Origin of the sequence: Bradyrhizobium sp. BRP19 (genome assembly GCF_020194195.1) — a bacterium.
GTDB lineage: Bacteria > Pseudomonadota > Alphaproteobacteria > Rhizobiales > Xanthobacteraceae > Bradyrhizobium > Bradyrhizobium yuanmingense.
This window is the reverse complement of the sequence record NZ_JADYVZ010000017.1, coordinates 100,962-122,341: the sequence shown is the minus strand read 5'-3', so window position 1 is coordinate 122,341 and position 21,380 is coordinate 100,962. Positions and strand designations below refer to the sequence as shown.

Here is a 21,380-nt window from a genome sequence, read left to right as displayed (position 1 = left end):
AGGGTGTGGCGCTCAGACTTCACGAAGAACAAACCAAAGGGTTCAGGTCATGGATTTGAATTTGGCTCCGCCTGAAACAAACGCAATCGAACACAATGACAGGGAGCTTGATCGAGGTTCTGAGGCGCCCATCATGGATCTCTTTAGCTTCACCGAATGCGCGAAACAGACGCATTCGCTCAGAGCGTTGTTCGAGCTTCTTGTAAGCTGTTCCACCAAGGAAGGGTTCAGTGAAGTCGCTTTCGGCGCTCTCAACTTCGTCGAGCCACTTCGGCTGGCGGAGTATCCACCTCCGGCTGTGGCTGTGAAGTGGCCGCCGGACTGGTGCGACCGATACTTCAAACACAAGTACCATACTATCGATCCGGTGATCCGGAGGACGCCGATGCAATCGCGGCCGTTTTTGTGGGACCAACTCGCCGACCGCTATCAACTTCAACCGGACGAGAGACGCGTATTGGACGAGGCGAGAGAGGCGGGCCTGAAGCATGGCATGAGCGTGCCATTGTTTGGCCCGTTGGGTCGGGTATCCGTGGTGTCGTTTGCATCTGCGTCCGACGATGCTGATCCTCAGGATCACATCGGTCATCTCAACGCGCTGGCCTCGCAGTTTCACACCGCCTATGGCGACATCGCTCGCCCCTGCAATAATGATTGCGAAAGAAAAATTGCACTATCGCAGCGGGAGATCAATTGCTTGCGGTGGGTGGGAGAGGGGAAATCGTCATGGGAAATTGGGAAGATCCTGAATATCAGCGAGAATACAGTCAATTTTCATATCAAAAATGCGATGCGAAAGCTGGGCGCGACCAGCCGGATTCAAGCGGTCCTTATGGCGGTTCGCCTCAATCTTCTTTGAATTCATCAGTCGAATGGAACGAGCACCAAGCGCCAATCTTGCTTCAGCTTCTGGCAGGTTAATCGATGCCCCGCGATAATGATTGCGAAAGAAACGTTGCACTATCGCAGCGGGAAATCAGTTGCTTGAGGTGGCTCGCAAGGGGGGGAAATTGTCTTGGGAAATGGGGAAGATCATGAATATCAGCGAGAATACAGTCAATTTTCATATCAAAAATGCGATGCGAAAGATCGGTGCGACCAGCCGGATTCAGGCGGTCACTATAGTAATTCGCCTCAATCTTCTTTGAATTCATCAGTCGAATGGAACGAGCACCAAGTGCTAAATCTTGCTTCAACTTCTGGCAGGTTAATGGATGCTTATGGAGCTCCGCAACCTCACGCGGCGAGAGGTTTCGGACTTGCCTCAAGGAGTGTTGTACTTGCGGCTTCGCCGAAAGTGCCATCAGATGTTGAATCGACGGACCTCGTCCGCCCGTGTTGAGGTCAGGCGGCGTCGTTCCATCCAGCCGGTGATCCCTGCTTAGACGAACTCGGACCTGGTGCTTCGGAAGGGGAAGCAGCGTGTGAAGAAAGAACCCCGACCGCGGTCGGGGCTCCCGATTCACGCAACCGCGTCGAGATCATTATTTGGCAAACCCAGGGCCGAACTTGTAATTGAGCCGTGCCGTGATGAGATCGACGTCCTGGTGGACGCGATCGGCCGCAACGGCCGCTGGGAAGCTTACGTTGCTGCGCTGCATGAACAAGTGGGAATACTCGACGCCAGCTGACCAGCTGGGCGCGAGGCTGACTTCGGCACCGGCGCCCAGCGCGCCACCCCAACGCACATCATTGTCTACAATCTCGGTGCCAGTAGCCACCGAGTTCAAGTGATAGGTGTTGCTGGTCACCGCAGCACCGCCCTTGGCGTACAGCAGCACGGCATTGAACGTGTAGCCAATATGGCCGGTGAGCAGACCGAACGCATCTGTCTTGGTGCCAATGGTGTTTGCTGGGAAGGCGGCGCTGACATTGGAGCCGCTGAAGTCGGCCCAATTGCCCTGGCCTTCGATCCCGTAGACCATGTTGAAGATGTGCCAACGATAACCAATCTGGCCGCCAACGGTACCGCCAGTCGAATTATGGCAACCCTCGGGAGTGACTCCATTGAAATCCCAGCAGTTGCGGCTCGTTCCCCAGCCGCCATTGACACCGATATAGTAGCCGGACCAATCGATAATCGGGGCTGCGACCCGGAGCGGTGGCGCCTTGACCTGGGCGGGCTGCCCGGCGAGGTCCGTGCCGAATGCGGGAGCGGCCGCACTGAGTGCGCCGATGCTTGCGGTCAGAATCAGAAAATTCTTCATTCGAGTGTTGTTCCTTTCGGTGCCCCCAGCGCCGTGCGTTTAACAACATGATCGCGAATTGCTGTAACTGCCGCACAACATGTCTTCGAAAGAAAAGGGTCAAATCGCACGCCGCGTCAGATTGTGGCGCGCGCAACTTGCCATGCACTGCCTCGGCCGAAATGCTGCGAGGTGTTTGATTCCCTCTCGCTAACTAGCGACAAGGCCAGTCTGCGCCAACACGTCCCGTGCATGCTCGCTGTTCAGAGAGTTCGGCAAATGAAGACCGCTGATCGAAGACGTCTCGGGCGCGCAAAAGCTCATTCTTCCGGCAGGAGGGCCGTGCTGCCGCTTGCAGTCATGGGCGATGCGGCGATGATCGATCACAGGCCTGGATCGCTTTGGCTCCGGACCTATCATAAGTGCAGCACGATTTTCCTCTGCTAAGACCTCGATCGACCATGCCAAGAAGCCGATGCGGCTGTGCCTGACGAGGCTCTCGCTTGAAGTTGAGCAAGCTCGTGCCGAGCCAAGGTCAGGAGAGAAAACGCTAGGGCGTTTCCGCTGGCGCGAGCGAATATTGCGCGGCTGTTCCGTCCCGTCGCCGACTTGCTCTGGGTTCCAGGTTACTGGTCTGGGGTCACTAGAAGAGCTGCATAGGCAACAGTCGTCGCGAACGTGCTTGTCTTCAGCGGGGCTGAACGTGAGTGGAGGAAGGTCAGCTCGAGCACGCTCTGCCCCGGTTGTTTTCCCGCCGCATAAGGTCCCCTTATATGGCAGTAGAGGTTCAAGCGCCTTATTGCTCCGTCGACGGCGCCAGTTCAGCCCGCAAGCTGCGTATCGCCTCATTTGCCAGATTTAAAGTATTCCGTTCGCCTTTCCTTATCGAAGACTCAAGGAAAGTGCGCAACCGGCTGTGGAGGACCGTCTTGAGATTATGCGCCAGCAACGGATCCTTCTCAACAAAGCGCCAGGCCTTATCAAATGCGACGCTCACGATAGCATCTGTCATCTGCACTTGCTCCGGTAAGAACTGATCCATCTCAACACTCCACGACGTCCTGATACAAGGAGGTACTTTGGCAAAGCTAACCGAGAGCCTGTGGCTTGTCCCAGCAAGTAAGACATCAGAGCAGCAGGACGCTCGGACATCGAGCTGCTCTCGGTGCTTCAATGAATCTATAGATGTTTGTTGAAGTTCCGATGACCCCGCAGTCGTATTGCCAGGCGCAATTCGAATAATTCTGAAGCGGCTGAAACGAGCACGCGTCGCGCGACTTCGTTACCGCAGCGCTCTTGTTGCTCGGCATCGGTCAATAACTGCGGCTCTTCCTGCAATCGGAAAATCGGCGCCATGCCAATCACGACTAAAGCCACAATGAAAATGGATCGTTACGCTCCATTCGCAGTCTCAAGCTAAGAAGCGTTTCTGGAAGCGTGTGGCGTTTTCCGAACACTGCTTGTTTGCTTTCTGATACGTGTCCGGGGCCCATCGTCCTTTGCTCTGCCCTGCGCGTGGTCTCCTGCTCTCGGTGCAGGCTCCAGCTTTCGAGCATGGTGGCGAACAGTTGCGATATGGAAAAGCCAGCGGAACCGGCGCGCTTACGGGACGGTGTGCCCATAGACGCCAAGTCGTCGATCCCCGGTACGTACGGCCGCAGCAGTCAGCCCAGGGACGTTCGATAAGCGCGCCATCAACCGCAGAAAAAGGCAAATGAAATCTCAGTCGGCTGCTGCTGAACGTGACAGAATTAGTTTCGCGATCTTCAGTTGATTTGCGGGAGTTCGAAGCACTGCCGGTAATGCTGCCACGGCCTGATCGAGAAGGCGTCCCAAAACCTGAAGGTCTTCTGGGTAGTAAACGCCACGGTCTCGCGACAGTCGCGTCGTTCGCTGGTCGCTGGCGCGGCCCCCGGTACTGGTATCGCCTAGCTGGCCGAGCTCCACTTCCGCCGTAATCATTTGGTTTGTGAGTGCGTTCAGCAGTCGGATCGCATCGAGCTCGTTGCCTTCTTCGCGTATGAGGGCGGCCACGATGTCGAGTTGCAGGTCGATGCGTTCCTCAAGGTCCTCTGCGCGTGAATTGGAAGGGTCAAGTTCCACGGTGTTGCTCCAAAGTGGTTAAATGCAGGCAGCAGGCTGATTAACGGTTGTGGCAGACGGCGATAGAACGAATGGCTGCTGCACAAGGCAAGGTGCGCACGCACGGTCGCCGAAGGGAGAGGATGGCAGGCATGTGCCGCGAAACGACCGCAAAGGCGGAATCGACGGTATAGAGCGCTGCGAACTGCTTGTAGATGGCCCGTCATTTGATTGGATCGTCGAGCCGGTCCAGCGCGTTGGGCCGTGGCAGTGACTCCAGCTAGCGGGGACACCGCTGATGACGGCAAGTCGAGAAGCGAGGCCCGAACTGCTGCGGGATTGCTTGCCGCCTGACATAGCGATCTAGACGTAACCGGAGGCCTCGCCAGACGAGGGATAACCGCGTCGGGATATGGTCGAAGAGCGCCGGCGCATAGAATGAGATAGGGTGGCGTCAGTCTGTAAGCAGTGGATGTGGGGGCGGCCCGCCGACGAGTACTGTGCATGCGAGCGGAGTGAGAATCCGCGATCACACGACGTATGGGCGTGGGCAGCAAGATCGCCAGACTGGTCTCATCACGCCGATCGACATCAGTGCATCGTCCTGGCCGGAGGATATGTCGCTTGCACTTAGCCTGGTCAGATAGCTGATCGCACTGCTTTGCCTGAAGGCCGCGACAGCGGCGGATTGTCGACGCTGCCCGCCTGGTCAGGGCGGAAAGTCCCGCCCGCACCGGTGTAGAGGGCAGTTCGACTGCCCGAATTCTATGCAGCGCACGCATTTGCTTTGGCCAAGCAGTGTGCGCGAGAGCCGATCTTCTTGGAGCGCCTTAGTAAGATTGCAAAGGGGCAGGCGACAGCGCGATACGCTGCGCGCCAGACGTTGCGATTGGCCATCCGACTGGATTTGCGCCGCACGCGTCTCGATTCCAAAGATTGATGGGTGTCGTTAGGGATGCAGCCACGAGAAGCTTGAATCGGCCTGCGACTATGCTGATAGCAAGAAGGATCCATGGTCACACGACATTCGTGAAATGTGCTTTCCGGAAACCGGCGATCGACTTATGGGGTATTTGGCTGAAATTGGTAAAATCGAAAGTGTTGATGGGACGCATCCAGTTCGTGGATCGCGTACACGAGTAATCTCATCGCGTACATCGAAAGTGGGTTATTTAGTGTTTTCCCGCAGTCTTGGTTCAGTGAGTTTGAGGGCCTTTAGGCGAGCCTGCTGATTCGTTGATGACCGGCCATGATAGAGAAGACAAAAAATCGCAGCGAATACGTCTAGATTGGACTCCAGATGTCACGAGGGTCCCACAAAAACTCCACCGATGTGCGTAAGAAGAGAAGGCCGTGGAATCTCGACGGCGACTATCCACCAGCTCCGGCCTCCCGCAGATGCAGGATGACCCTGAGCAATCGCTGGCCTTCATTGAAAAGGCCCGCGAGATCGAAGCGGACGAAGAGCGTCCGCCTGCGGATGAGTTGATAAACGCTCGCAACACTGAAGTGGACCCCGGGAGCAGGACCACTGACGCCGCCTTCTTAGTTGGAACTCTCGCCGCTCCGATTTTCTGATATCGGGCCGCGAGGGCCTCTGTCTGCGTCTGTTGTTGAGGTTGTGGGCATGTGGGCAACGCCTCTTCGGCGTTGTCCACCATGTCCACAGCCTTGGCTGTAGCGCCGGCGCGCCAGACCGCTATCGGCGTGCGATAGCCGTGTGCCTGGTGCGGGCGCTCCTCGTTATAAAAGGCGATCCAGTCGGCGAGGCCCGCGTGCGACAGGCGGGTCAGATATCGCCGATTTTCTCCAGTATAACGTGTACCGGACTACCTCAACCATGAGCGCCTGTGGCTTCCCATCTGAGAAGTTGGCAGGCCAATCGAGCGTCAGGCTCCATCTGTTGTCTGCCGGTGCTTGAGCGCCAATTGCAAGCGTGCCGCCGGTTGGCGCATATAAGTGACAGTCCCCTTTATGCGGCCGCCTGCTCGATGTAGGTGCCACTATAGCGAAGGTTTCCAACATCGACCCCGACAATCTTGCCGTTGCTGACGTAGACGGCACCGCCGCCAGTTCGCCCATGCAGACAGTCCATTGCGCAAAGCGCGCTCACAACGAAGAATTCTCTTCGAAAGCAGAGTTTCATGTGCCGAAGTAAGAAGAAGCGCAGTCAGAAAAAGTGAATGCTTGATCGCTCCCATTGAGGCTGACGATCGCCTTCGCGCCCAGGGCAAACGACAACCAAAATCGCAACCAGATTCGGACAACCTCAGTGCGCCGGTCTCCTCTGCCAAGCCTATGATTCCCCAATGTAGACATTAACCACCAAAGCTATCGAGAATTTCAGCTTTGATTGCGGTTGCCGTGTACACGGAGACCTCCAGCGGAAGGTTTCCAAATGCAAGCTGGCAAAGCAAGTAGTTGGCACCTGCCTCTTCCATCTGCTGAAGAAGAAGCTGCCGGACGGAAGCTGGCGTTCCAACGACACACAATTCGCTCTCAAGTGCTGCATCGAAGGTCAGCGGAAGGGCGGGCGGCGTCGGAATGGCGTTCAAGTCGTAAAGAAACTTGAAGCTCTCCAGCCATCGTCCATACGCAGTTTTGGCCGCCGCATGAGCGTCCTGGTCAGACTTAGCAATTACGACCATGCGGGCGAGGCCGAGAAATGGCTCGCGGCCATGTGCGGTTGTATTGTGGCCGCGTTGGGAGCGGTAGGCCTCCGTAACTTTCCGGACAACAGAGGCGGGGCCTATGCACGCCAGATTGGCGCCATTTGCAGCGGCCCACTGCGCCGACTCGGCCCGATTGCTGGCGATCCAGGTCGGCGGATATGGACGTTGATGAGGCCTCAAGGTTAAGGGTATTTCGCTCAGCTCAAAGTGGTGTCCCTGATAGGATAGCGTATGTCCCTTCAGTGCAATATTCAGGATTTCGCTGGCTTCAGTATAACGGCCTGGTGCGGTTTCTGCACTGATGCCGAAATAGCCCCATTCAATCGGCTGGGAGCCGCGGCCGATCCCGAGCTCGAGCCTGCCGCCGCTCAACTGGTCAAGCATGCAGATCTCTTCGAATGCGCGCAATGGGTGATAAAGATTGAGCAACAGGACGAGCGGACCAAAGCGCAATTGCCGGGTGCGCTGCGCCAGGCTTGATAGAAACAGGTTCGGCGAGGGCCCTCTGCCATGAGGTGTGCAATGGTGTTCGGCCAGGTGATAAGCGTAGAAGCCCAGAGAATCACAGGCCTCCGCCAGCTTGAGACGATCTTCATATTGTCGTGCGGCATCTCGACCGTCGTCATCCAAATGGTCGAAAATGCCGCACCTTAGTCTTGAAGGAAGGCCACTCTTCACTCGATCAATCTCCGATTATATGGGGCGGCGAGCCCTGGTTGCTTCGTGCCGTCGCGCTCAAAGAGGTGTTGTTCCTCATTTGACGGCTTAGTGCGTTTCTCTTTGGGTGCGTGGATCTGACGTTGCACGTGTGATTGGGTCACGAGAATGCGTAGATGGCGGTCCGGCAGTTACTTTGAAAAAAGGTGGCGAAGCGCCTCCTCACCGAGCATGTGCTCGACCAGAAGCACCGTTAGCTTCGCGTTCTCCTCTTCTTCGCCTGCCCCAACGCTTGGCCGCAGAAATGTCCATGCCACCTAACCTAGCACCATTGTAGATGGCCGCTTCAGAGGTCATGTGCCCGCGAGCCGGATCAGCGCGACAGGCTACTATTTGTCTATGGTCGGACGCAGCGTCTCGTTCAGGTCGACATCAGGTAGCTCTGCGAGGGCTGCAACGAACGCGACGAACGCTACGAAAGCTGCAAGAATAAGAGAGCTTGCGAGTATCGCTGCTCCAACGTCCTGAGGGCGTCTCATCATCCGTGTCACTTTGGGTTTGGGGAGGCGGCGTTGACGCCAATCAGTTCTGCTCGACAGTTTCAACACGGCCGTCGCGCCAGCGGTAAACCAGAAAACCAGGAACCGCATTATCTCCCTTTGTATCGAACCGCACTGGCCCAATCACGGTATCGATCGCCCGTGAATGAAGTGCGCTGGCGACGCGCGCAGCATTGAGCGAGCCGGTCCGGTTCACCGCCTCTGCCCATGCTTGCACGGCAGCATAGGCGTAAAGCGTGTAGCCTTCAGCGGACAGGTTGGAAGCTTTGAGTCCGGCTACCACGCCGGCCGCATTGGCATTCCTGGCGGGATCCGGCATGAAGGTAAACAACGTGCCATTTCCAGCGGTGCTGGTAATGGCCCAGAATTCAGAGGTCATCAACGGATCGTTCGCCATGACGACGAGGCCCGCTCCTGCCTCTGATGCCTGGCGTACAAACAAGCCGATTTCGGTATGATAGCCGCCGATATAGACGACGCGCACCCCATCCTTCTTCATTCTTGAGACCAGGGCCCTGTAATCCTTTTCGCCGGCTACGTAGCTTTGCCGAATGACTTGTTCACCGAACATCTGAAGCTGTGCCTCAACCACGTCGGCAATACCCTTGCCTGCGGTGCTCTTGTCGTCGAGCACTGCGATCTTGGCGTTAGGGTAGTTCCTGTGAATGTACTCAGCGGCAGCGGTGCCCTGTTGGTCGTCGCGGCCGCAGATCCGAAAGACGGTCTGAAGGCCTCGTTCTGTTAGCTGAGGATTTGTCGAGCCAGGGGAGACCTGAACGATGCCTGCTTCGGCATAGATGTCGGAGGCCGCGATCGACGAAGAGGAACAAAAATGACCAATGACCAACCGTACCCGCTCTGTTGTGAGCTTATTCGCGACTGCGACGGCTTGCTTCGGGTCGCAGGCGTCGTCGGCGACACTCATAACCACCCTGGTATCGGGAAGTAGGCCCGAAGCGTTCAACGCCTCGACCGCCGCAGCCGCACCATCGCGCATTTGCAAGCCGAACGCAGCGCTGCTTCCGCTCATTGGCCCAGCCACGGCAATCTTGACTTCGGAGCCGCGCGCAGCCGAAGCGAGGGCGCAGAAGAGAAGCGCTGCACTCGCAGCAGAAGCGTTATGCCCATTTAACATTGTAAAGCTCCCAATGCTCACCTAAAGTGAACCGCCAACAGCTGTGATCAGACGTGGCTGCAGGTCGAGGCCGCCAGCCAAGCGAAGCGTGCGTCAGGTCGGCCAGATTGCGACCACGTAAGAGCCTACAATTTGACGTTACGTGCGGTTCAAGCCCCGTCTGAAGGGAGTCTCGATCAAGGCGTCAGGGAGCCCCGGATCGGCGAGGCCATGACGATCTGTCCGCTCGAACCCGTAAAGCTGTCGGCCAGCATCAGAGTCGCCGATCAGCCAAAGTACGGCTGATCCTCCAACCCGCCAAGGGCGAGATCGAGATATTGCATGAGGCAGGGATCCCAACCAGCCAGACTGCGGGGGGCGCTTAAACGTGCAAGTACCTTCAGGATCATCGAAACGCGTGAATCGGCGCCGGCGATTTCGCTGATCAGCAGGCGGGCTGCAGCTGCGACAGCTTTTGCTCGCTCGCCGCAAGGGGGCTCGCCCCGATCCATACAATCACGCAGGTCGTCGCGGATCTGCCGCCACCGCTCCTCGCGATCTGCAGCTAGCTTGCAGGTGCATCGGGATTTCTGACTACGCGTCTCGACCCGCGACATGGCATTCAAGGTAGCTGGCAGGTCATCCACACTTACCTGGATCTCACTGTCGATGGTCATGTTGCGCAGGCGATCTCGCAACAGAGTTGCCCGAGCGACTTGAAGTTCTATCCGCTCAAGATGTTTGCGCAGCAGGTCCGTGAGTGAGGCCGTGCCCTCCATAGCTTTGCGGATCTCGACAAGCGAGAAGCCAAGCTCACGTAGCGCCCGAATCTGGTTAACCCGTTGCACGGTTTCGCGGTCGTACATCCGGTGGCCGCCGTCAGTACGCTCTGAGGCTGCTAGTAGCCCCGTATGTTCATAATGATGCAGCGTGCGTACCGTTACTCCGGTCGCCTCTGCAAGTTCGCCAATGCGCCATCGACGCCTTCGTGGTGTAGCTTTGCTCATGTTGTTCAATTTCAAAGCCTACAACCTGACGTCACGTGTGATTCAAGCTTTTTCAAAGCTCTAGCTGGATCGTCTTCCATTCCAGCGCGAGAGTGGTGACTATCCTCAGAATGGCGGGGGATCAACCCTGAGGGCAAATGGTGTTCAACAAGTTCGTCAGGCATGCTAGTTGAGCATCGCCAGCCGCTGTACGCTCCAAGATGAGTTTGGCGATTGCAGTGCAATTTTCCGGATTTCGCATCGATGGGGGTAGCGCGATGACCGCACTATCATAAAGGCGTCCCAGGACGGAAAGCTCTTCCGGATCGAACACGCCGCTGCATTGCTCCAACGTCAGCTCCTTGTTTGTCATTGCGTAATGGCAGCGCACGTCGTCAAGACGTTTGGCGCCGATAGGGCCAAAAGAAGTCAGACCCGCGGCACGGAGCGACGAAGATGCGATGTACTCCAGGCTGATGCGATAGGGCAACACGCGTGCGCGATGCTTGCTTCGACAACGCAAGAGATCGTGGTCATGTGCATGATCGATGACCACCACGCTCACTGTGCGTGGTGGTACGACTCGGTAACCGCAAAGAACCGTCTCCGCTCGTCGGGAGCCACTACCGATTCGGAGAGTTGACGACGACAGCCCGGCGCCGATTCTGCTGTATCGAGGCAGGTGCGCCCGACGGCCAGGTGCAACGTGCGTCCCTGTCTCCAAAAGCAGGCCAACGGTCCAGCCGCCGCTCGCACGTCGAGCCTAATGCCAACGTTCGAAAGACCTACACAACGTCGTCATCATAGCCGTCCGCTGCGAGGATCTTTATAGAGCGACCACGAATTCGAGAGAGGCGAGCCTAAATTGTGCGTTGAGACATTCGTTGGGATGTAAGGTTCGCACGATCTTGAGATCGTCCTTACGACAACGGCGAGACGGGTCGTGCGAAATCTCCGGCAGTATCCGGTCGTTCCGAAGTGCAGATGATGGAGGGCTCTTGTCCAGTTGCCATGCGGGTAGCCTCCTGCAACAATATCTCTCGCATCCACTGGCTTTCCGGATCGCTATTGTGAAGCACGGGCCATTGGACCGCCTCAGTGAAGGCGGGGAATGGCTGCGGAAGCTCGGCAATCCGAAGGGGGATCGTTCTTTGGAAATGCCTTACAAGCCCTAATGGCATCGTCCCTATGCGGTTCGTGCCTACCAGCAGGGGCGGGATCATGCTGAAGCTCTGCACGAGAATGTCGATCCGCCGATTGAGACAGAGATCGAGTAGAAAGGATTCCTCGACCAGCGTCTTGCGCGCACCTCCGAGCTTAACCGCAACATGGCCCATCGACATATACCGATCAAATGTAAGCCGCCGTAGTAGTTGGCTGTTCGTGCAGCAACCTACACAAACGAGTCTCTCCTCGAATAGGGCCGCCCTGGGGTGCACGCTGGACATGAATAATTCCGGCAAGATAACAAAATCGACTTCGCCGCGGCGGAGAAGCTCATCGTGCTCATCGGTGAGCGTCACGAGTTCGAAGCTGACAGCAGGCGCTTCTCGCGCGACGCGCTCCACGATATTTCGAAAGAATACGACTGTTATAAAATCAGAAAAGCCGATCCTGAATCGCCGGTTCGATCGAGCTGGGTCGAACGCGTCCCGCGCGATTATTGAGAGCTCAATGCGCGTTAGAGCTTCGCGCACAGGAGCTGCGAGTCCTTCCGCGCGTGAGGTGGGGACAAGTTCCCGCCCCCTCATCCCAAACAGCTCGTCATCGAAATAGGAGCGCAGGCGGGCAACGGCTGCGCTCATGGCCGGCTGACTAAGGTTAATCTTGCGTGCCGCCGCGCTGAGATTGCGCTCAGTCATGAGAGCATCCAGCGCGACGAGAAGATTTAGATCTAGACCTTTGAAACGCATGTCTTCTTATCCGGCAGGAACGTAACTGCGGCGCATACAACGAGCGGTGACGGCTGCGTCTGGAGGTCCTATTGGCTCGCCCGAATGGACATCGTTTCCATCCTGCGATCGCGAGAAGACGCTCGTAAAATGACCGCAACATTGGAGAGCAAGGCGGCAGGCCACCCAGCGGCGGCCAGAAACCGTCAGGAGTCCCGAAGCTGATCGGTCTCGCCGTTTCCAGCGAGCCACGCAACAGGGCCCGATCAGTTGGTTAATGGCAGTTCAACCCAGTGTCCCGGCCAGCGCCGTCAGTTCACCAAACCGCCCAGTCGACGGTCGCGTAGCGCAGCGTTAGCACGGCGGCCAACCTACAACCTGACGCGGGGTGCGATTCAAGCGATTTTATCGGGCAAGCCAAACATTGTCGCACTGGTGGAGGCGAGTTCTGACGCGATAGGGCCGGGCGTCGCCGGTTTGAGGTGCAAGCGCACCAAACCTCACCAGCGAGATCACCGCTCGCCACTCGGCAATTCTTCGCAACCGATCGCCATCTCTGGCCGCTTCGCGCCAGAAACGTTGAAGTGACGAAAGCGGCCGAGCATGTCCAAGGGTTCGGAGCGTATTTGGAACTTGCCGAGAGCGGCTTATGATTCTAGCAGCGTCTGCGAGTTGGAGTCTCCTGAGGCCCAGATGCCATGTTGGATGCTTCCTCCAGCAATATCCGCCGCATCCAAATGCTTGCCGGGTCGGTATTGTGGAACGCAGGCCACTGCACAGCCTCGGTGAATGTGGGCAGAGGGAGCGGTGGTTCGACGATCCGCAGTGGCATCCGCTGTTCGAAGTGTTTGGCGAGTCGTAAGGGCATTGTGCCGATACGGCGCGTATCTAACAATATAGGCGGAATCAGGCTAAAGCCCTGCACAACGATCTCAATGCGTCTCTTGACGCCGTGCTCGAGCAAGAACCATTCTTCGAGGTTTGGTCTGAGCGCCCGTCCGAATTTCGCCGTAACGTGGCCCATCGAAATGTATTTCTCGAACGTAAGTTGCCGCGATAGCTGCTTGTTCGTGCGGCATCCCACGCATACGAGGGTCTCGTCGAACAGCGTCGCCTTAGGATGCGCGCTCGACATGAACAGTTCCGGCAGAATGAGAAAGTCGACCTCGCCCCGGCGGAGCAGCTCATCGGGTTCATCGGAAAATGGCAGCAATTCGAAGCGCACCGCGGGAGCTTCCTGTGCAAGACGGTCCACAATCTTGCGCAAAAAGACGATCGTCATGAAATCGGAGAGAATGAACCTGAAGCGTCGGCTCGACTGAGTCGGGTCGAACGCGTCCCGTGATATGATCGAGAGTTGGATGTGCAGCAGCGCCTCGCGAACCGGGCCTGCAAGCGCCTCCGCGCCAGGTGTCGGGACGAGCTCTCGACCTCTCATGGTAAATAGTTCATCGCGGAAATAGGTACGCAGCCGAGCGATGGCAGCGCTCATAGCGGGCTGGCTCAGGTTAATTTTGCGCGCCGCCGCTGTGAGGTTGCGCTCCGTCATCAGAGCATCGAGCGCAACGAGAAGGTTTAGATCAAGTCCCTTGAACCGCATCTTGTAAGTCTATCCATCGTGTGGATGTGTTCCATCGGAACTATCGATTTTACCAAATAGCGGGATGTTGGATAGCAAACATCAGTTTGGAAAAAATAATCGAGCATATCACCATGGCTGCTGCTCGTTCACGCGGACTCAGAGAACAACTCCTGGACGTGCGAGCTGGCGCCGCATGTGTTTCGAGAGCGGCTATGGGCGCGCCGCGCGAGCCGCGTCGCTTCTTCTCTGTGCGAAGCTCGCTCGATCGAGACGTCAGGCGGACCTCGATAAACCTTGGTATGCGTGTTCCATCCCTTTCCATATTGCAGGTTTACCCGCGTACACTTGAGAGCGCGTTCAGCCGCATTCTAGTGTCGCGACATAACGGCAGGCGCAGATTGCGGATGCCAAGAAATTCAGGCGACTCTGCAAATGGCTCGCCTATCCACCGCATTCAGGGCGTGTCGAAGATGGATAAGAACCAGTGTGATTTGATGGCGTTCCGATGCGCCATCGATGAGGCCCCGCGCATCGAAGACCTGCCCTCAGACGTCAAAGCGTCGACAGCGATGCTAGACGAGGCGGCAAAGCTTCGTGGTGCAGACAGGCTCTCGCCAGTCCAATCGCCTCGTCGGCATCTTTCGGCATATCTCGCGCAGGGCTTTGGCCGGATCACGAGCGCGAACCATGCGATATCTTCATCGCGAGCGAAGGCGCACGGCGCGGTGCAGGCGAGGAGTGCCGCGCTCCGACGGGTCATAGCAGCGCATTTCACTGTTGGCGACTAGCGAGTTCAAGTGACCATCTCCGCTCTTCATTCCACTGGCACAAGGAAGCTCGCCATGAACATCGCCGTATCCCGGACTGCGGAAGCTCCTTCTACACGCACTCAAGTGCAGTGGAGCCGTCGCTGGGAAAACGAACTGCGGCTCACCGATCATGCCGAACTCGCCGAGTTCTTCCGCAAGAGCTACGGGCCGACCGGTGCGTTCAATGCGCAGCCATTTGAGGGCAACCGAAGTTGGGCCGGGGCAAGACCTGAGCTCCGCGTAATTGGTTACGACGCGCGCGGGATAGCTGCTCACCTCGGGCTACTACGCCGCTTCATCAAGATTGGTGGGGTCGATCTCCTCGTGGCCGAACTGGGGTTGTATGCGGTGCGTCCGGATCTCGAAGGGCTGGGAATCAGCCACGCAATGCGCGTGATGTATCCCACACTGCAGGAGCTCGGGATTCCATTCGGCTTTGGCACGGTTCGGCCTGCGCTTGAGAAACACATGACTCGACTGGTCGGAAGGCAGGGGCTTGCCACCCTCATGTCCGGCATTCGCGTCCGCTCCACGCATCCGGATGTCTATCCCAATTTGTCGCCGACCCGCATCGAAGACGTGATCGTGGTGGTTTTCCCGGTTGGACGCTCGATAGGCGAGTGGCCGGCCGGGACGGTCATCGATCGGAATGGGCCTGAGTTGTGAAAGAGCATCTCCCCCTATCTGCTGTCCGCTGCGACTATGCTGACGTGGCCGGAAGTCGCCCCGTCTATTTGACGTTCGATGACGGGCCAAATCCATTTTGCACGCCAGAGGTGCTCGATGTGCTGGCGCAACATGGGATTCCGGCGACGTTCTTTGTGATCGGCACGTACGCGGCCGAACAACCTGAACTCATTCGACGAATGATCGCGGAAGGGCACGAGGTTGCGAACCACACGATGACCCATCCGGATCTTTCCAGATGCGGACCAGCGGAGGTACGCGATGAAGTTCTCACGGCGAGCGAGGCGATCCGTTCGGCGTGCCCGCAGGCCTCACCTAGGCACATGCGAGCACCTTACGGCATGTGGACGCAAGAGGTGCTCGCTGTGTCAGCGAGCGCCGGTCTCACAGCTGTGCACTGGTCGGTCGATCCGAGAGATTGGTCCCGCCCCGGGGTCGATAGAATTGTGAATTCAGTACTCGCGAGCGTTCGCCCGGGTGCAATTGTGCTCCTGCACGACGGATATCCTCCTGATGAGGAGCGACCGTGCACTGATGCCACGCTGCGCGATCAGACCACGATGGCCCTGTCACATCTGATCCCGGCACTACAACGGCGCGGGTTTGTAATCCATCCACTCCCTCAACTTCACTGAGCAAAAACTGACACCCTATGGACCTGCTCGCTACAACCAGTGCCGTCGCTGTTTCGTCTTATGCGCTGCTCTCGACGATCTACAAGAGCGCGCAAGCGCTTTATGCTCAACCGGCGATTAACTCATCGCTGCAGCACAACCTGGGACGATCGGAGGTGGTCCTTCCCAGTGTAGACGTCATCGTGCCGTGCTTCAACGAAGATCCAATCACGCTCGCCGAATGTCTGGAGTCGCTTGCGAGTCAAGACTACACCGGAAAGCTACAGGTCTATGTGGTCGACGACGGATCTGCAAATCGCGACCTTGTCGCGCCTGTGCACAAAATCTATGCGAACGATCCGAGGTTCAGCATCATCTTGCTGGCAAACAACGTTGGAAAACGCAAGGCGCAGATCGCTGCGATACGCAGCTCATCCGGTGACCTGGTCCTCAACGTCGACTCGGATACGATACTTGCCGCTGACGTTGTCACGAAGCTGGTATTGAAGATGCATGACCCGCAAATCGGTGCGGCCATGGGTCAATTGATAGCGAGCAATCGCAGCCAAACCTGGCTGACCAGGCTGATCGATATGGAATACTGGTTAGCATGCAACGAAGAGCGCGCGGCGCAGGCGCGTTTCGGTGCGGTCATGTGCTGCTGCGGCCCATGTGCCATGTATCGTCGCTCCGCGCTCGCCTTGCTTCTTGATCAATATGAAGCGCAATTCTTTCGAGGGAAGCCGAGCGATTTCGGCGAGGATCGCCATCTAACGATCCTCATGCTCAAGGCGGGCTTTCGAACCGAATACGTCTCGGACGCGATCGCAGCAACAGTCGTCCCGGACCGCCTTGGGCCATATCTACGTCAGCAACTCCGCTGGGCCCGCAGTACCTTCCGGGACACGTTCCTCGCATTGCGCCTGCTGCCAGAGCTCGATGGCTATCTGACGCTAGACGTTATCGGGCAAAATCTCGGCCCGTTGCTTCTCGCCCTTTCATCACTCGCTGCGCTCGCGCAGCTCCTAATGGCAGGCTCTGTACCCTGGTGGACGGTATTGACGATTGCAGCAATGACAATGGTCCGGTGCAGTGTGGCAGCCATTCGTGCTCGCGAACTGCGGTTTCTCGGCTTCTCGCTCCACACACCGATCAATATCTTTCTCTTACTTCCTTTGAAGGCTTATGCGCTTTGTACATTGAGCAACAGCGATTGGCTCTCGCGCAAGGTCGCCAACGTGCCGGCCGATGGGGAAAAGCAATCTGTCATTCTGCACCCGAACGCTGGACGAAGTGCTGCAAGTAAATGGGGAATGTCTAGTATAATTCGTAAGGCGAGGGTTTCCCAGAGCCCATCGAGCCTGACGGCAACAAAGAGTGTTTGCGGTAGCGATCGTTCGACTGCCTGCAAGTAGGTAATTGGCTCATGACCGTGGACGCAAACCATCAGCAATTAGAGCGAGAGTTGGCTGCCGACGATCCATGGCGTCTCGACAGTAGTGCCTTCGAGCAGGAGCGATACGCTCAAATGCTCCGGATGTCGGGTTGCAACGGAGATGTTTCGTGTGGCCTCGAAGTAGGATGTGCAGCCGGTGCATTCACGGACATGCTGGCTCCGCTATGCGAACGACTCACCGTGGTCGATGTCATGCCGCAGGCGATCGAGCGAGCGCGACTACGGACCAGGAAGTGGTCACATATCACGTGGGTGACCTGCGACATTCAGCGGTTCTCGACCACTGAACAGTTCGATTTGATCGTCGTGGCCGAGGTTCTTTACTACCTCAAGGACATTGTCGAGATGCAAGCGGCTATCCGCAACCTGGTGAGGATCCTAGCACCAAATGGGGCTCTGATATTCGGGTCCGCACCTGATGCCACATGTCAACGGTGGGGGCATGCTGCTGGTGCCGAAACGGCGATCGCCGTCTTCAACGAGAGCCTATCGGAGGTCGAACGTCTGCACTGCCACACCGAGTCAATCAACGAAGACTCCTTGATAGTCCGGTTCCGGAAGCCGGGTCACTCGTCAGAACAATCAAACGTCGGCCACTAGACTAGGGGATCGTATGCGCATCTGCGGCATCAAGTTAACCCATGACGGGGCAATTGCTGTCATCGAGGACGGGCGGCTTGTCTTTTGCACCGAGCAAGAGAAGTGCGGCAACGGTCCACGCTACCAATCCGTCGAGAATCTCGATGCAGTCGTGCTTGCCTTGGCGGAGCATGGCCTGGATCCGCGGGATATCGATCAGTTCGTCATCGACGGCTGGGATGGGGAGATTGAGTCGCAGTTCCAGGTCCTAAGTGGAGCTGTGCCGATCGCGCTGAAGGGGGCGCCATATGTCGAGCGCCATGCTGAGGGCCTTCTTGATTCCGTCGACGGCTTTGGCCTGATCCTCGGAGACAAGGTGTTTCCATATAAGAGCTACCCGCACGTCACAGGCCACGTCGCGTCAGCATATAGCACCAGTCCCTTTGCAGGTGCGGGAAAACCCGCGTTCTGTCTGGTATGGGACGGCTGCATCTTTCCACGTCTTTACTATGTGGAACCTCGGGGGGCACGGCTCATTGCATGCCTGTTTCCGATGATCGGACATGCCTATGCTGCCGCGGGCCTTCACTTCGGCCCATACAGGCAGCCGAACCGCTCCAGCTGGGATTTGGGCATCGCCGGCAAGCTGATGGCTTACATCGCGCTTGGCTCTGTCGATGAAAGCATCGTCGCAGTGTTTCAGGAGCTCTATGAAAAGCGCTTCGCCGCTGACACGGAGCAGGCACGTCGGTACCGCGCTGAGATCAACAATCCGGAAGCGTCTCTTGCAGCTCTGCACGACTTCTTCGAGGCAAGCGCTTTGCGCCTGACGGCCAAGCGAGCGGAGGACGTCCTTGCGTCGTTTCATGTGTTCGTGGAACGTCTTCTTGTCAAGGAAATGGCGATGGTTCTGCTGCAACACTCGTCGCTTCCGGGAGCGCGAAATCTATGTATTGCCGGCGGCTGCGGTCTCAATATCAAGTGGAACAGCGCGCTTCGTGCGACTGGATTGTTCGATAATGTTTGGGTGCCGCCGTTTCCGAATGACAGCGGCTCGGCGATCGGCGCTGCTTGCGGCGCGATGGCGGCGCAAAATGGCTTCGGGCCATTGGAATGGTCAGTCTACAGGGGTCCGGTCCTGCACGACAGCGAGCTTCCGCCGGATTGGGAGGCGGCGCCGTGCAGTCTGCGTGAACTTGCGGCGATTCTCGCGGACGACAAGCCGGTCATCTTCCTTTCCGGGCGCGCCGAACTTGGCCCGCGGGCGTTGGGCGGCAGAAGCATTCTTGCAGCCCCGACCTCCCCGGCAATGAAGGATCATCTCAACGACATCAAGCGTCGCGAGCAGTTCCGACCGGTGGCGCCGATCTGTCTGGAGGATCGGGCGCCGGAGATTTTCACCCCAGGTACGCCAGATCCCTACATGCTGTTCGATCACCAGACCCGCGCGGAATGGCGCGACAAGGTCCCCGCTGTCGTCCATCTCGACGGTTCGGCGCGGCTGCAGACAATCTCCCGCGACTCTCCGCACAAAATCGCCGAGCTTCTCGTCGAATTTGAGAAGCTTACCGGCATTCCGCTGCTCTGCAATACCAGTGCTAACCTCCACGGGCGTGGATTCTTCCCGGATGCTGCCGCGGCCTGCCACTGGGGACGCGTTGAGCATGTGTGGTGCGACGGCCTGCTCTGGACCAAAACGGTGGTAGGGAAGCCATTGTCGGACGAACGACTTCTCTCAGCCTAAGAGTGATCATGTCCACCGTAGCAATCGACCTTGCCGGCGTGAGAAAATCATTTGGCGACAAGGTCATCGTCAATGAGCTGTCGTTCTCGGTCGCGCGCGGAGAGTGCTTTGGCCTTCTCGGGCCGAATGGAGCCGGCAAGAGCACGATCGCGCGCATGCTGCTTGGCATGATCTCGCCGGACGGAGGAAAGATTACGGTGCTCAATGAGCCTGTGCCTGCACGCGCTCGTGTCGCACGTGTGCGTATCGGCGTGGTGCCGCAATTCGATAATCTTGAACTCGAGTTCACCGTGCGAGAGAATTTGCTGGTGTTTGGCCGCTACTTCGGCATGAGCGCTCGCGAGATCGAGGCGGTCGCCCCCTCGCTGCTCGAGTTCGCACGCCTCGAGAGCAAAGCGGACACGCGCGTTGCCGCGCTGTCCGGTGGCATGAAACGGCGGCTGACGCTGGCACGTGCGCTAATCAATGACCCGCATTTGCTCGTGATGGATGAGCCGACGACTGGTTTGGATCCGCACGCCCGCCACCTGATTTGGGAACGTCTGCGAGTTCTGCTTGCGCGGGGCAAGACGATTCTCTTGACCACTCACTTCATGGAAGAGGCCGAACGCTTGTGCGATCGGCTGTGTGTCCTCGAGGGTGGACGCAAGATCGCCGAAGGCAAGCCAGACGACCTGATCGATGAGCATATTGGCTGCAACGTGATCGAAATCTATGGGGGTGATCCACATCACCTCCGCGAGCTGATCAGGCCGTATGCGCGGCGCGTCGAAGTGAGTGGAGAAACGCTCTTTTGTTATGCGCCATATCCGGAGCAGGTGCGCGAGCAACTGCGTGGGCATGCGAGCCTTCGTATTCTGCAGCGCCCCCCGAATCTCGAAGACGTGTTTTTGCGGCTGACCGGGCGCGAGATGGAGAAGTGAGCGATGGGTGAAAGTTATGCGGCGGTGATGCCCGCTAACGCGTACAACTGGATCGCGGTATGGCGTCGGAACTTCCTCGCATGGAAGAAAGTCGCACTTGCATCGATTCTCGGCAACCTCGCAGATCCTCTAACCAATCTGTTTGGCCTCGGCTTTGGCCTTGGACTGATCCTGGGGCGCGTTGAGGGGACTTCGTACATCGCGTTCCTGGCGGCAGGCATGGTCGCGACCAGCGCCATGACGTCGGCGACCTTTGAAACCATGTATGCAGCCTTTGCACGCATGGACGCCAAGCGCACCTGGGAAGCAATTCTCTCTACTCAGCTAACGCTTGGCGATATCGTCCTAGGTGAACTGGTGTGGGCGGCCAGTAAGTCCGTTCTGGCCGGAACAGCGATCGCGATCGTCGCCGCCGCTCTCGGTTACGCATCATGGCTATCCATTCTCTATGCGATGCCAACAATCGCCCTTACTGGCCTTGTCTTCGCCAGCTTGGCGATGGTCGTCATATCCCTTGCGCCAAGTTACGATTACTTCGTGTTTTACCAGACACTTGTCCTCACTCCTATGGTGTTTCTGTGCGGCGTGGTCTTTCCGTCAAGCCAACTGCCCGACTCATTTCGGCACTTCGTCGGCTTATTGCCTCTCGCACATTCGGTCGACCTTATTCGCCCAGCGATGCTTGAGCGCGGTGCCGACAGTGCTGCCCTGCACGTAGGTGCGCTCTGCGTTTACGCGGTTTTGCCCTTTTTTGCGTCGACAGCACTATTTCGGCGCCGCCTGCTGCGTTGACGTGAGTTGAGCGAAACGGACAAAGTCAAATCGATGCAGTGTCAC

At 57.6% G+C, this 21,380-nt stretch carries 18 protein-coding genes and 1 pseudogene; 9 read left to right on the top strand and 10 right to left on the bottom strand.

Going from position 1 to position 21,380, the window contains the following annotated elements; translation table 11 throughout:
* The first annotated feature begins 133 nt into the window (after positions 1 to 133).
* Positions 134 to 859, top strand: coding sequence for a LuxR family transcriptional regulator (locus I6F36_RS32395; RefSeq protein WP_225145117.1), 726 nt, complete (start codon positions 134 to 136; stop codon positions 857 to 859).
* Between the two features lie 86 nt (positions 860 to 945).
* Positions 946 to 1,148 (top strand): annotated as a pseudogene (locus I6F36_RS32390) (helix-turn-helix transcriptional regulator); the annotation flags it as partial.
* Between the two features lie 336 nt (positions 1,149 to 1,484).
* Here I6F36_RS32390 and I6F36_RS32385 read toward each other — a convergent pair.
* The 10 genes from I6F36_RS32385 to nodD1 form a co-directional block, all read right to left on the bottom strand.
* Entirely contained in the window at positions 1,485 to 2,207 is a 723-nt protein-coding gene (locus I6F36_RS32385) for an outer membrane protein (RefSeq protein WP_225145098.1), read from the bottom strand.
* A gap of 775 nt (positions 2,208 to 2,982) precedes the next feature.
* Positions 2,983 to 3,228 (bottom strand): hypothetical protein, encoded by a 246-nt coding sequence (locus tag I6F36_RS32380; RefSeq protein ID WP_225129708.1) that lies wholly within the window; start codon positions 3,226 to 3,228, stop codon positions 2,983 to 2,985.
* 680 nt (positions 3,229 to 3,908) lie between these two features.
* Positions 3,909 to 4,289: a NolY gene (locus I6F36_RS32375; RefSeq protein WP_225145097.1), complete on the bottom strand. Its 381-nt coding sequence runs from the start codon at positions 4,287 to 4,289 to the stop codon at positions 3,909 to 3,911.
* Between the two features lie 1,175 nt (positions 4,290 to 5,464).
* Positions 5,465 to 6,052, bottom strand: a complete 588-nt coding sequence (locus tag I6F36_RS40055; protein ID WP_369424452.1) for an integrase core domain-containing protein — start codon at positions 6,050 to 6,052, stop codon at positions 5,465 to 5,467.
* A gap of 534 nt (positions 6,053 to 6,586) precedes the next feature.
* Positions 6,587 to 7,618 (bottom strand): LLM class flavin-dependent oxidoreductase, encoded by a 1,032-nt coding sequence (locus I6F36_RS32365; RefSeq protein WP_225145096.1) that lies wholly within the window; start codon positions 7,616 to 7,618, stop codon positions 6,587 to 6,589.
* Positions 7,619 to 8,179: 561 nt separating this feature from the next.
* Positions 8,180 to 9,292 (bottom strand): branched-chain amino acid ABC transporter substrate-binding protein, encoded by a 1,113-nt coding sequence (locus I6F36_RS32360; protein ID WP_225145095.1) that lies wholly within the window; start codon positions 9,290 to 9,292, stop codon positions 8,180 to 8,182.
* A 266-nt stretch (positions 9,293 to 9,558) separates the two neighbouring features.
* Positions 9,559 to 10,278, bottom strand: a complete 720-nt coding sequence (locus tag I6F36_RS32355; protein WP_225145115.1) for a MerR family transcriptional regulator — start codon at positions 10,276 to 10,278, stop codon at positions 9,559 to 9,561.
* A 121-nt stretch (positions 10,279 to 10,399) separates the two neighbouring features.
* Positions 10,400 to 10,816 (bottom strand): hypothetical protein, encoded by a 417-nt coding sequence (locus I6F36_RS32350; RefSeq protein WP_225145094.1) that lies wholly within the window; start codon positions 10,814 to 10,816, stop codon positions 10,400 to 10,402.
* Positions 10,817 to 11,177: 361 nt separating this feature from the next.
* Positions 11,178 to 12,170, bottom strand: coding sequence for a LysR family transcriptional regulator (locus I6F36_RS32345; RefSeq protein ID WP_225145093.1), 993 nt, complete (start codon positions 12,168 to 12,170; stop codon positions 11,178 to 11,180).
* A gap of 634 nt (positions 12,171 to 12,804) precedes the next feature.
* Positions 12,805 to 13,749, bottom strand: coding sequence for a transcriptional regulator NodD1 (gene nodD1, locus I6F36_RS32340; RefSeq protein ID WP_225145092.1), 945 nt, complete (start codon positions 13,747 to 13,749; stop codon positions 12,805 to 12,807).
* Between the two features lie 824 nt (positions 13,750 to 14,573).
* On the opposite strand from nodD1, the gene I6F36_RS32335 reads away from it, so the two are divergent.
* From I6F36_RS32335 to I6F36_RS32305, 7 genes are read left to right on the top strand one after another with little or no spacing between them, the layout of a single operon-like run.
* The gene (locus I6F36_RS32335) at positions 14,574 to 15,206 is read left to right on the top strand and encodes a NodA family N-acyltransferase (protein ID WP_225145091.1); all 633 of its coding nucleotides are present in this window, start codon (positions 14,574 to 14,576) and stop codon (positions 15,204 to 15,206) included.
* A 44-nt stretch (positions 15,207 to 15,250) separates the two neighbouring features.
* Positions 15,251 to 15,862 carry a chitooligosaccharide deacetylase NodB gene (nodB, locus tag I6F36_RS32330; protein WP_225145114.1) on the top strand — a complete coding sequence of 204 codons (612 nt, stop codon included), beginning with the start codon at positions 15,251 to 15,253 and terminating at the stop codon, positions 15,860 to 15,862.
* A gap of 17 nt (positions 15,863 to 15,879) precedes the next feature.
* On the top strand, positions 15,880 to 17,256 hold the full coding sequence (gene nodC / locus I6F36_RS32325; protein ID WP_225145090.1) for a chitooligosaccharide synthase NodC: 1,377 nt from the start codon (positions 15,880 to 15,882) through the stop codon (positions 17,254 to 17,256).
* A gap of 11 nt (positions 17,257 to 17,267) precedes the next feature.
* Positions 17,268 to 17,897, top strand: a complete 630-nt coding sequence (nodS, locus tag I6F36_RS32320; protein WP_225142026.1) for a nodulation methyltransferase NodS — start codon at positions 17,268 to 17,270, stop codon at positions 17,895 to 17,897.
* A 13-nt stretch (positions 17,898 to 17,910) separates the two neighbouring features.
* Positions 17,911 to 19,620: a nodulation protein NodU gene (gene nodU, locus I6F36_RS32315; RefSeq protein ID WP_225145088.1), complete on the top strand. Its 1,710-nt coding sequence runs from the start codon at positions 17,911 to 17,913 to the stop codon at positions 19,618 to 19,620.
* A gap of 8 nt (positions 19,621 to 19,628) precedes the next feature.
* Positions 19,629 to 20,543, top strand: coding sequence for a nodulation factor ABC transporter ATP-binding protein NodI (nodI, locus tag I6F36_RS32310; RefSeq protein WP_225145087.1), 915 nt, complete (start codon positions 19,629 to 19,631; stop codon positions 20,541 to 20,543).
* 3 nt (positions 20,544 to 20,546) lie between these two features.
* On the top strand, positions 20,547 to 21,335 hold the full coding sequence (locus I6F36_RS32305) for an ABC transporter permease (RefSeq protein ID WP_225142032.1): 789 nt from the start codon (positions 20,547 to 20,549) through the stop codon (positions 21,333 to 21,335).
* Positions 21,336 to 21,380: the final 45 nt, after the last annotated feature.